Here is a 12315-nt window from a genome sequence, read left to right as displayed (position 1 = left end):
AAGTTTTGCTGCATGGTGTTTGAATGCTAAAAACTAAATCAGTGGAAATTGTCAACAAAATTATGCGGGCCTCATAGAATGTATAGAGGGTGCTATATCACATATCGACATAATTCGGAGAAAATTTAATAGGAATCGTGATTTAACATAAAAAAGATGTTATTTTTTCATTAAAAAAAGGAATAAAGATAATAATAAGGATAGAAAGGGGGAGAACAATGAAAGGGTATCTGCATAAAATTACGAAGAAAATGTGTAGTTATTGTTTACATCTGGATTTGAATAGAAAGGTGAAAAATCGTCATTTTACGATTGTCTCAGATAATGATTGGGGCAAAAAAGTATATGATGATTTAGGCATGGAATATCAGTCGCCATTTATAGGAATGTACATATTTGCTCCGGATTATATTGAACTGGTATCTAACTTTGAGCATTATATGAAATCTCCCCTTAAATTTACCTTACATTCTAAATATGATGGTATTAAAGAGGTCTATCCGATTGGTTTATTGGATCAAAAAGTAGAAATACATTTTTATTCCTATAAATATAAACAAACAGCGTTTGAGGATTGGAATGAGAGAGTTAAACGCATAAATTGGGAGCAATTATTTTTTAAATTTAGCGATCAATATCAGTGCAGAGCAGAATGTATCGAAACATTTAATCAATTGCCATTAAAAAACAAAGTTTGTTTTACGGCAATGCCAAAGGGCCATTTACAAAGTATAATTTGTTTTTCGAATCAAAATTCAATAACCAAAATAGAACATGAGCTAACTGATTATAAAAAGTACTTTGATTTAGCTGAGTGGCTTAACACTGGGAAAGTGATTAAAAAAGAACCTCAAAAAAGAAGGAATCATTTTGAACTGGAATTTCCTTTTAAACTAATCGGTAATAAATAGAACATTATACTAGACACCGGATTGATCCCGGTGCCTTTTTATGTATCAGATCAAAAAAAGGATCTGTTTGTCTGTTTTTTAATTGCAGCAATCATCTGTTTATTTCCAATCATTTTATCTAAATAGTAAAGAGCATATTATTATTTAAATATAATTCATTTCGTGCGTTACCGCTTTTTGGACAAATATCATAAAGAAATGAAAACTTACCAAGGTTTTTGAAACTATCTCTCTGTTTGTTCGTATGTATAGTATGATAAAATAGCCTTAGAAAGGGGTGACTGTTATGTTTTATGTTATCCTGCTTGGATTGGTAGGAGCTACAACCGTAGTTTTTTTGCGGGACGCAAAGTCGACAGAACCTAAACAGGAACGACTGGCTAATGTGATGAAACGAATAGCTGGAAAAAATCAAAAAGACCAGTTTGTATGCACACAATTAGATGAGCGCTATGCACATTATGTATACGAAATGGATTCAAATATACTATCTATTTTGGCTGGTCCGGAATACATTACAATTAATGCCCAAAGAGCCAAAACAAAACAGCCTTTATTGGACGTTCGGTATGATACAAGATCAAGAGTTTATACAGAAAAGAAGATTTCCGAACAGTTATTGAAAAAAGAAAGCGATAAAGAAAAGATTGATCTTTTTCTACAATGGGCGATTATGAATTTTCAACCGGAAAAAACGAAATTGTTATATAAAAATAACAAAAATTATACTTCGCTTATTAATGAGCTGGAAGATGCAAGGAATACAAACCGCCTTTCATCACCGATCGATCATGCGTTTACTCAAATTATTCCTAGTTTGGGATATTTGCTGGAGCATGTAGAGTTAATCACAGACATTGATTATGAGCATCAGGTTAGGGAGACACTAATCAAAGATTTCCGAAAGTTGATTGCTGACTTTATTCAATTAGAAGCTAAACAACAAGAAAAATATGAACATGATACATTAAATCGATTAATTACTATACAGGAGAGAATTACACAAATCCGTAGGCATATCGATAATACAAGAGAATTTGATTTAAAGAAAACACTGACTACAATCGATCAACGATATGAAAATTAAAGATGGACAAGAGGTGGAAAGCTAATGAGTGAGCAAAACCGGGAATTTGATGAGACGGTGATTCAATCCGTCATTAATCCCGACGATATGAAAAAATTAAACGAAGAAGCAAGCCAGGTTGTCAAAAAAATATCTGATACAGATGCACATAATATTGACTCTGTTTTAGAGCAATTAAGTAATTTTGGTGGCAATGAACAGCGAATGGCCGGAGAATCGTTAAATAGTCTGCGTAGACCGGTCAAAGAAATGATGGACAACAAGGACAATCACGATATACCAAGTAATTTGTTAAAGCTTCGCGAAGCGGTATCCGATTTAAATCCACGAGCTTATCAAACCAAAGGGATCGCTAAGATTGTACCGAAATTTTTACGGAAGAGTTCCAATGAAAAGTTCATTGCCAAGTATCAAACAGTTGAAAAGAATATTGATGAGATCGTCCAGTCCTTATTAAGAGGAAGAGATATGCTTCAGGAGGATAATGCGGAGCTTGATGTCATCAAAAAAGACGTTCATGAAAAAATATATCTGTTGGATAAACAAGTATATATGGGGCAGCATCTGTTTCAAATGATTGAGGATAAGAGGCATGAGCCTGAGTGGCAAAATAAGCAGCAGCTTGTCAACGAAGCACAGGAGAAGATTATTGTCAGAACAAAAAATATGAGTTCCATGGTTAATGTTTTGCAGCAATCCCTGGCTTCCGTAGATATTATCAAAAAGAATAATGATAAGTTGAAAGAAGCTATTCGAAATGCGATTGATACAACTAAAAACTTGGCTCCTGTTACATCTGCTATTCATTTGGCCTTGCAAAACCAAGAAAAAATCATTACAGCTATTAATGATGTGAATGAAGCTACAGAAAACATGATCTTGGCCAACGCACAAATGTTAAAAGAAAATACAGAGAAAACGACCAAGCTTCTCGAGAATCCTTCTATCTCAATTGAAAAGCTGCAAAAGGCATACCAGGACATTTATTCAGCTATTGAGACTCAGGAAGCATCGAGCCGTAGAATTATCGCGAGCAGTAAAGAGTTTGTGGAGAAGCTCGATGATATGAACAGAGAAATGAAAACGAAGTTATTAAATCAATAAGGGGGAAGTGACAAATGCAATATGTTAGATATTCTCTCTTGCTGTTAACCTGTTATTTGACCGTTATGTTCAGTGGAATGATTCCAGTGGTCTTCTTTGATTCATTTGGAATGTTCCTAGGTTCATACATTTCCATGTCAATTGGGATTACTATTCTTTTGTTTGGTTTATTCTTCATGAAAATGAAGGAACACCATTCTTTAAAAATGAGACTATTTGTTATTAACACAATAGGCTTCCTGCTATTCCATTTCAATTTTGCAGGGTTTGCCTCATACAGCTCAGTAGTCCTTTGTTATCCAATTCTTGCAGTCTTGACATTGGTTGTGTACGACAAATACCAAAAAAACCAAAAGCAGAAAACAAATAGAGTATACTTCTAAAACGTCGAATCCTTCGGCGTTTTTTTGTTTGCTGGGAGACTAGCTAGTAAAAAGTTTTCTATCAAGCGAGAGCTTCATAGAGGTTGAAATAAAGCATGAACAAATAATGAATTAATAAGCATATAGTATTGGTGGGAATTTATTGTTTATATAAGCACTAATTAAAATATATTATGGGGTAATCCATCAGAATAAGGTTTCCGCCTTTAACATGCACTTATTAATACTTAACGATAGTCGTGATTCCGAATTCTGTTACGTAATTTTTATGACACAACTCGTCTACCCATTTTTTAGGGTTTAACTGATATGTTCCAAATTGATCTTGATACATTAAACTTTCAACATTAATAAAAATTGATTCAGAAGCTTCCATTAATCTTCTTTGGTAATATTCAAAGTCGTTTTGATTAGGTATGTATAATAGTTCCAATACATCTCCTATTTCCATATATTTTTCAAGATATAATAAGAATAATTTAGTACCAGCACTGGTAATTTCATATATGTATGGCATCGTAAAGAGTCCTTCTACACACTGACCCCATCCTAATGCATCAACTTCATTCACCCAAAACTGGGTTGAACCTTCCATTTGCTCAAACATTGTTCCAGAGTTATAGTCTTCAATTTCATTAGGTATTATAAAAGATTTGGATGAAGCCAAAAATGTAATTTCAGACATAGGAAACCTCCTCATAAACACCATAAATTGGATTTTTTCACACGTAAACTATCATAGGTATATACTTCGTTTAAAATACAAATGATGGAAAAAGGAACTTTGGTGCTTTCATTTAAAACTAAGCAAGAAAGTCGATGGAGTTATATAACATAACTCCTCCTATAATTAGCTATAGTGTAAAGAAATGGTACGAATGATTTTTGTATATTATACTTTAAAGGATTATCATTTGGGCTAATTAGATCACTTATAATAGTTAGAACTGATGGCAAGAGGACGGTATAGTAACATATTAATAGGAGGAACCATTTTGAAAAGACTTATTTTAATCACTTTGCTATTATCGGTATATTTTGTACCAACTGCTTTTGCTCATTCTCATTTAGAGAGTTCTACACCTGCCGATGGCGAAGTTGTTACTGAAGAGCTGCGTGAAATAGTGTTAACTTTTGATGGAAAGATTGAACAAGGAAGTACTTTTGAATTAATGAATACGAATGGAAAAGCTATTTCGATAAAAGATATCACCATTGCAGACAATAAAGTTATCGGGACTCTTCCAAATGGTTTAGAAAATGGAAAGTATCATGTTGTATGGAAGATTATCAGTGCGGATGGGCATCAAATGGAAGGGGAGTATTCATTTGATGTGTTAACTGAAACGCCAACACCTAACAATGATAAGGAAAAAGAATCAGAGAATGAAAATTTAGAAGACAGTGAAGCAAATCAGCATATAAGTGAACAAGAATCGAAACAAAAAGCGTCTGAAACAGAAAATGACGTGGCTGGGGATCAAACAAAAAATGAAGGTTCGTCCGCTCTCGTTTCAATTATTGCCGTACTATTAATCTTGGCTATGATTATCATCTTTATAGTTTTAAGGAGAAAAAAATAATCAATGGCTCCTGTAATTGTTAGCGAGATTTTTCTATACCTTTGTTTTTCGATTTTAATGGGTAGTTTTATTCTTACCATGGTTCCAAGTCAATTCCGTCCAAGCCTAGTTGTAAGAAAAAGATACATGATATTTGCTGCAAGTGGGATTGCGCTATTTTCCTTTACGCCCATACTCGTTTTAATCATAAATCTGCAGCAAAGAGTAGGATGGCAGGAAGGAATGCAAATGGTACTATTGACTTTCGATATTGGGAATGCATGGATTTTTACAACCATTATTGTTTTGAGTCTAATCCTATTCATTGCTAAATTTTATCAAGCGGAAAAACCTACATACTCTTGGATGGGTTGTCTATTAACTATTCTTTTAATTACAGGAGTTGCCTGGTCCAGTCATGCAAGTTCCTTGGAACAAGGAAAAGGGTTTTTAATCCATTTTATTCATTTTACTTCTGTTACAGTTTGGGTTGGTATCCTGTATGTTGCTAGCTGGTTTTCCAAAAATCATGAAAATTGGCTTCGCTTTTTACATTGGTTTACCCCGCTTGCGATTAGCTGCGTCTTAGTGACAACAGCTTCAGGAGTTGCTCTTATGACTTTCGTGATGGAGATCCCGGAATATCCAAACTCTTGGATGGCTGATTATGGGCACTATTTATTAATAAAACATATACTCATTATTTCATTACTTGTTTATGCTGTTATCAATGGCCTGTTCATTAGAAGGAGATTAATGACAAATCAAACCTTTAATCCGGTTCCCTGGATGAAAGCGGAAAGTATTGTGGCACTCCTTGTTTTTTCAGCAACTGCTGCAATGGGCCAACAATCCCCACCAAGTGCAAATATCATGGAAGAGGAAGGACGATCTTTCCTATTTGAACTCTTTTATCAAGGTCAATATAATCCAGGAATGGACATTCACTTGGGCGTCAATATAATGAGCATTCTCTTTATAATGATAGCTTTCCTATTTTTAGCCATGATTTTTTATATCTATTTTAAAAAATCTTCACCTATGCTCACAGTTTTGATTAGTGTCCTGTTTGTCCTTTCCAGCTATTTGGCGATCATTATGAGTATCAGTTAAATGGTGGTTGAAAGGAAAGCGGCTATAATGGAGGGAACTGTCATTCATTGATTGATTTTATCTCGGTAGAAAATTTATATAGAAGATAAGCAATGTGAAGGGATACCATTGAATACGTCGATGGTAAGAGTGTCATAGATAGGATAGGATTTTTAATGGTAGTATTAAACAGAAAGACAAGCCGGCAGATAGTATACTGGCTTGTCTTATTTTAATTTGTTTTATAAGCTAGATTGTTCTTAAGGAGTAATGGCTGCATGCTTCTCGGCCTTTTCGTCAGGCACATAATCAGGATCGAATTCGTTCTCTGATTTAGAAACAACAACAGTTGCTACGCCATTTCCAATTAGGTTCGTAATGGCACGTGCTTCAGACATGAAACGATCAACACCGATTAATAAAGCTATTCCTTCTACCGGAATCATCGGGAAGGCAGCCAATGTTGCGGCCAGTGTGATAAAGCCGGAGCCTGTCACCCCTGCGGCACCTTTAGACGTTAACATTAATATGCCAAGTAAGGTCAACTCCTGCCAGATCGTCAAATCAATTCCGTAGGCCTGGGCAATAAAGATAGCGGCCATTGATAGATAAATAGATGTACCATCCAGGTTGAAGGAGTACCCAGTAGGGACAACCAAACCAACAACTTGCTTTGAACAGCCATAGTTTTCGAGCTTTCGCATCATTCCCGGAAGAGCTGATTCGGAAGAAGAGGTACCAAGAACCAGCAGAATCTCTTCTTTAATATAGGCCATGAACTTAAAGATGTTAAAACCGTAATATTTTGCAATGGAGCCGAGGACCAAGACGATGAACAAAAACATCGTAAGGTATACGGAACCCATCAATTTACCAAGTGAAACGAGCGAACCAAGACCGAAATTCCCAATCGTATAGGCCATAGCGGCAAACGCGGCGATAGGGGATAGTTTCATAACCATACTGACAATCTTAAAGAATATATCCGCTACAATTTCAAAAAAGGTGATGACTGGTTTAGCTCTTTCGCCTACAGAAGCGGCAGCCAGTCCGAATAGAATGGCTGAGAACAAGACCGGAAGCAGTTCCCCTGCAGCCAAGGCGCCGACAACATTCTCAGGAATCAAGTTCATAATGAATGTTCCGAAGCCCTGATCTGTTTCAGCGGCTTGTTCCGTATATTGAGATACATCGCCAGTTTTTAGATTTTCTGTATTAAGCCCGCTTCCAGGCTGGACAAAGTTGACGACAAGAATACCGATTGCTAAAGCAAGAGTCGACACAATTTCAAAATACAATAAAGCCTTGCCGCCAATTTTTCCGATTTTCTTTAGATTACCCATGCTTCCAATCCCAATGACAACAGTTAAAAAGATAATAGGAGCAATTAGCATTTTAATTAATTTTATGAATAAATCAGCAAGGATTTTTAAACTGGCACCGAACTCAGGGAAAATGGCCCCGACCATAATCCCCAAAATGATACCGGTGACAACCTGGACAGTCAGATTCTTAAAGATTTTCAAAGCCAACCCTTCTTTCTTTTCATTTTGTTAGCGCTTACAAGTTATTTTATTTATCTTAAAGGATAAACAAGAAATTTGGGGATTATGGTTTTAAAGTTCTTTTTGTTCTTTTTGGTCAACGGGTTGATATTTTTTGACCTAAGCGGAATTGGCTTATTCCTATTAAACAATCAGGTTCGACTCCATATGAAAAAGAAAGACCTTCCGTAGGGGAGGTCTGATCAGTTTATTGCTTCTTCCATTTTTTTTAATAACTTTTCATCGATTTGGTTCTCATAGTAATCATATAGGGGCTTGAAAGTTTGCTGCCATTGCTGTAATTCTTCTTCACTTGGATGATGGATCTCAAGTTCAGCGGAAGCTTCCAATTTCGCTAAGGATTCTTTGTTCATTTGCTCGGATTGCGTTAAGTTCCAAGCGGTTGCTTCTTCCATTGCTTCAATGACTGCCTGTTGTAAATTCTCGGGGAGGCTGTTCCAAAATTCATTGTTAATCATGACGGCATATCCGAGAATACCATGGTTGGTTAGTGTCATATGATCCTGTACTTGATAGAAGCCCTTAGAATCAATGTTAGAAATCGTATTTTCTTGGCCGTCAAGCTCCTCACTTTCTAACAATCTATAAACCTGATCAAAGGAGGCGCTTCGGTTCTCCGCCCCAGCTATGTTCAATTGTCTTTGGAGCATGTTACTTGGCATCGTGCGCAGTGTAAGTCCCTCGAGATCATTTGGCAGTTTAACAGGGGAATGCGCCGTTGTAATTTGTTTGAATCCATTATTCCAAAAGGCCAAGCCCTTAACATCATACTCATCAAGCATTCTTAATAGATCTCCCTTTATGGGACCAGTGAAAATCTCCTCTATATCCTTATGATTCTCAAATAAGAAAGGAAGGTCGAGAACTTGCCATTCGGGAATCCAATCCGTCACTTTGGAGAAGGAGGGAGCAATCATCTCGACTTCTCCTTTTTGCAAAGCCTGCAGTTCATCACCATCAGAGTAGAGTGTGCTGTTCGGATAGACTTCTACCTGGATGGTTCCGTTCGTCTTCTGCTCAACTAGCCTTGCAAATTTATCAGCAGTAAGCCCTTTTGGTGTATTTTCGGCAACAACATGACTAAAGTTGATGACAATTTGTTCGTTTAGGCCCTCTTGTTCAAAATCAGTTGGTAAGCTTGCTTTCTGTCCAAAATCATGCCGAAACCCCATGTATATAAGCAATATGGCAATGATGGAAACAGAAGCTATCAAAAATCTTTTCATCTCATATCCCCGCTATATTATTCTAAAACTATTCTTTTCAATATTCTACCATGTTTATTGGTGGTACAATGGAAAAAAGTTACTTGAGGAGTTTTCGGCATGAAGCAAATATCAATTCATTGGAAGATTATGTCTATGACTTTTTTCATTATTTTCTGTTCTTTCGCTGTTGCAGGCATCTTTGTGCTCGAAAGTATCATGGAAAAGAAGGAGGAAGAAATCAGCGAACGGAGCCTGCTCCTCTCCAGAACGGTTGCTGAATTGCCTGAGGTAAAGAAGCTGCTTTCAGAAGACGGTGACAAAAGCGGAGCAGAAGAAATAAACCCAATTGTTGAACGAATTAGGGTGATCAATAAGGCTGATTATATTGTTGTGCTCAATAATAATCGAATTAGGCTGTCCCATCCGGTCAAAAAGATGATTGGTACAGAGTCCAAAACGACAGATGAGGATGCTGCCTTTTCGGAACACAGCTATGTTTCTAAGGCGAGTGGGCAAGCTGGCGCAGTTTTGCGCGGATTTGTTCCAATTATGGATGATGAACATAATCAAGTTGGGGTTGTAATCACAGGCTATCTGACCCCGACTCTGTGGGAAATTGTATGGGGAACAAGGATTGAAATTATCTTGGCCATTTGTTTTTCACTGCTCTTAGGTGCATGGGGAGCATGGTCACTTGCCCGGCATGTTAAAAACCAGATGTTTGGCCTTGAACCGCATGAAATAGCCCGTCTATATGCGGAACGGAATGAAACCTTTAATGCCATGCATGAAGGAATCATCGCCATTGATAATAATTTGGCCATTACAGTTTTTAATGAAAAGGCCTATCATATTCTTGGTGTAGATAAGCAAGATCTAATCGGTAAGAATATATATGATGTCCTGCCTGATACAAGATTGCCAGAGATCATTGATTTCAATCATCCGGTCTATAATAAAGAGCTATTGGTCAATCAGCACTCCATTCTTAGTAACCGTATCCCTATTCATGTAAGGGGCAAAACGATTGGAGCGGTTGCTGTTTTTCAGGACAGAACTGACGTGAAAAAGCTTGCCGAGGAGCTTACAGGCGTTAAGGCGTTTGTTCAGGCTCTCCGTGTTCAAAACCATGAGCATAAAAATAAAATGCATACCATTGCAGGCTTGCTTCAGCTTGGTAAATTTAAAGCGGCTACAGACTATATCTTCCAAGCTAAAGAAGAACAGGACAAGCTTACTGATTTCCTGCATGAACGTATACAAGATGACAATTTATCCGGTCTATTACTCAGTAAAGTTAGTCAGGGGAAAGAACTAGGCATAGAGGTTGAAATAGATAAGAACAGTACGTGGACTCATTTCCCTAAGGGGCTCGACCATCATGATTTTGTCGTCATTATCGGCAATCTTATGGAAAATGCATTTGAGGCTGTACAAAAATCCAACAAAAAAGAGCGTAGAGTTTCTATTAGTTTGGACCAAACGGATGATGCTACATCCATTATGGTAGAAGATAATGGGATTGGGATGGATAAAGTTGTTTTCGATAATCTATTCAAAAATGGATACACAACCAAACAAGAAGATGGACATGGGATTGGCATGTACTTAATTCATGAAATTGTCGCCAAAGGCGGCGGTGCTATAGAAGTGGACAGTTCTCCTGGTGAAGGGACAAGCATTGTTATTACATTTTAAGGGGGAAATAGAATGGAAACCGTTCCTGTATTACTAATAGAGGATGATCCAATGGTGCGCGAGGTAAATCGCGGATTTATTGAAAAAATAGAAGGTTTTCATGTTGTCGGTTTTGCCCCGAACGGTAAGGAAGGGCTTAAACAAATTGAAAACTTGAAGCCAGAACTCGTCTTAATGGATATTTACATGCCTGAACAGGATGGAGTTGCAACGATCCGGAAAATCAGGGAAAAGGCCATTTCGACAGAGGTCATTGCTGTTACAGCAGCCAATGATCAGCAGACCATTCAGAAAGTTCTGCAATACGGGGCATTTGATTATGTCATGAAGCCATTCACCTTTGAGCGGATGAAGCAAGCACTCGAGAACTATAAGGCATATAGGGACCAATTCAAATTGAAAAAGGAATTGACTCAGGAAGAATTGGACCGCCTCTTACGCAGTCAGCCTGAACAGGAGCCGAAAATGAAGAAAGAAGAACTCCCCAAAGGGCTAAACCCGGCAACGATGGAGAAAATCCTTGAATTCATCAAAGAGAAAAAGAACCCAATCTCAGCAGAAGAAGTTGCCGAAGGAACTGGACTGGCAAGAGTTACGGCCCGCCGTTATCTAGATCATCTTGAAAAGCAAAACAAAGTTGAAATTGTCTTACAGTATGGTGGAATAGGAAGACCTGTTAACCGATATCAAACAGTTTAGATTGATTGAATAAGAGGCTATTGAAGTCTGGTGTCTATTATTTTATGAGATTTTTTATATAAGTATTCTAACCCCGAATAATGACTACCTTTATTAATGGATAACTTGTTAATGAAAAAATATGAGAGGATGTATATATTATGGATAACAAATTAATTCAAGAGTTAGGAATTAAATTACCCATCCTACAAGCGCCTATGGCAGGAGTGACCACTCCCGAACTCGTTTCATCTGTTTCGAATAATGATTGTTTAGGTAGTATTGGAGCAGGTTATTTAACAGCAGAACAAACAAGAGATTTTATACAAGAGGTAAAAAAGTTAACAACACATCCATTTGGTATAAATCTTTTTGTACCGGAAGATCAAGCATTAATAGAGGATAAAATCTTCAAAATGAATAGTATCTTAGATAGGTATCGAAAAGAACTTCAGATAGATAAAGATGAGGTATCCATTTCTACTGGATCTGAATTTGAAGAACAAATAGAAATCGTATTAAACGAAAAAGTAAAAGTTTGTTCGTTCACATTTGGTATTCCAAGTAAGGAGATTGTGAAAGAATTAAAAAAGAAGGGGACATTTGTTATTGGTACTGCGACAAATGTAAATGAAGCCCAACTAGTTGAAAGTATAGGAATGGATGCAGTAGTTGTCCAAGGTAGCGAAGCAGGGGGACATAGAGGTTCATTTATCAATCCGGATAGTTTAATAGGGTTAATGTCTTTAATTCCTCAAGTTGTAGATCATGTTTCCATACCTGTTATCGCTGCAGGTGGAATTATGGATGGAAGAGGTCTAACAGCGGCTTTATGTCTTGGAGCAAAAGCTGTTCAATTAGGTACCGCTTTTTTAACTACAAAGGAAAGTGGAGCACATCGATTACATAAGGAAGCAATTCTTTATGCATCAGAAGAGGATACCGTATTAACCAAGGCCTTTTCAGGTAAACAAGCTCGTGGAGTGAAAAATAAATTTATAGAAGATATGCAACAGTATGAGAAGGA

Annotated in this window: 12 protein-coding genes; 9 read left to right on the top strand and 3 right to left on the bottom strand. The window is 37.0% G+C overall.

The annotated features are described in order from the left end of the window. Positions 1-218 precede the first annotated feature (218 nt). The 4 genes from AC58NB_RS02120 to AC58NB_RS02105 all read left to right on the top strand — a co-directional run bounded on the left by AC58NB_RS02120 (position 219) and on the right by AC58NB_RS02105 (position 3485). Complete coding sequence (locus AC58NB_RS02120; RefSeq protein WP_497425168.1) at positions 219-911, top strand: DUF1919 domain-containing protein; 693 nt, start codon at positions 219-221, stop codon at positions 909-911. A 286-nt stretch (positions 912-1197) separates the two neighbouring features. Then, positions 1198-1998, top strand: a complete 801-nt coding sequence (locus AC58NB_RS02115; protein ID WP_497425167.1) for a hypothetical protein — start codon at positions 1198-1200, stop codon at positions 1996-1998. Between the two features lie 24 nt (positions 1999-2022). After that, complete coding sequence (locus AC58NB_RS02110; RefSeq protein ID WP_497425166.1) at positions 2023-3102, top strand: toxic anion resistance protein; 1080 nt, start codon at positions 2023-2025, stop codon at positions 3100-3102. Positions 3103-3116: 14 nt separating this feature from the next. Beyond that, positions 3117-3485 (top strand): hypothetical protein, encoded by a 369-nt coding sequence (locus AC58NB_RS02105; RefSeq protein ID WP_497425165.1) that lies wholly within the window; start codon positions 3117-3119, stop codon positions 3483-3485. Between the two features lie 220 nt (positions 3486-3705). On the opposite strand, the gene AC58NB_RS02100 is transcribed toward AC58NB_RS02105, so the two are convergent. Further along, positions 3706-4170 carry a hypothetical protein gene (locus AC58NB_RS02100; RefSeq protein ID WP_497425164.1) on the bottom strand — a complete coding sequence of 155 codons (465 nt, stop codon included), beginning with the start codon at positions 4168-4170 and terminating at the stop codon, positions 3706-3708. A gap of 310 nt (positions 4171-4480) precedes the next feature. Here AC58NB_RS02100 and AC58NB_RS02095 point away from each other — a divergent pair, with 310 nt between their 5' ends. Together AC58NB_RS02095 and AC58NB_RS02090 are read left to right on the top strand one after the other, a co-directional pair. After that, positions 4481-5068, top strand: a complete 588-nt coding sequence (locus AC58NB_RS02095; RefSeq protein ID WP_497425163.1) for a copper resistance CopC family protein — start codon at positions 4481-4483, stop codon at positions 5066-5068. A 3-nt stretch (positions 5069-5071) separates the two neighbouring features. Next, entirely contained in the window at positions 5072-6160 is a 1089-nt protein-coding gene (locus AC58NB_RS02090; protein WP_497425162.1) for a CopD family protein, read from the top strand. A gap of 239 nt (positions 6161-6399) precedes the next feature. Here the strand turns inward: AC58NB_RS02090 and AC58NB_RS02085 are convergent, their stop codons facing one another. Then, positions 6400-7665, bottom strand: a complete 1266-nt coding sequence (locus AC58NB_RS02085) for a dicarboxylate/amino acid:cation symporter (RefSeq protein ID WP_497425161.1) — start codon at positions 7663-7665, stop codon at positions 6400-6402. Between the two features lie 221 nt (positions 7666-7886). After that, positions 7887-8930 carry a DctP family TRAP transporter solute-binding subunit gene (locus AC58NB_RS02080; protein WP_497425160.1) on the bottom strand — a complete coding sequence of 348 codons (1044 nt, stop codon included), beginning with the start codon at positions 8928-8930 and terminating at the stop codon, positions 7887-7889. 99 nt (positions 8931-9029) lie between these two features. Here AC58NB_RS02080 and AC58NB_RS02075 point away from each other — a divergent pair, with 99 nt between their 5' ends. The 3 genes from AC58NB_RS02075 to AC58NB_RS02065 form a co-directional block, all read left to right on the top strand. Further along, complete coding sequence (locus AC58NB_RS02075) at positions 9030-10610, top strand: ATP-binding protein (protein ID WP_497425159.1); 1581 nt, start codon at positions 9030-9032, stop codon at positions 10608-10610. A 12-nt stretch (positions 10611-10622) separates the two neighbouring features. Further along, on the top strand, positions 10623-11309 hold the full coding sequence (locus AC58NB_RS02070) for a response regulator (RefSeq protein WP_497425158.1): 687 nt from the start codon (positions 10623-10625) through the stop codon (positions 11307-11309). Between the two features lie 140 nt (positions 11310-11449). Beyond that, positions 11450-12315 (top strand): NAD(P)H-dependent flavin oxidoreductase (locus tag AC58NB_RS02065; protein ID WP_497425157.1); only part of this gene is annotated, 866 nt, incomplete at its 3' end.

It is taken from the genome of Pradoshia sp. TA40_28, from assembly GCF_059694525.1.
Note: the sequence above shows the minus strand (reverse complement) of the source record. Positions and strands in the feature narration are given on the sequence as shown.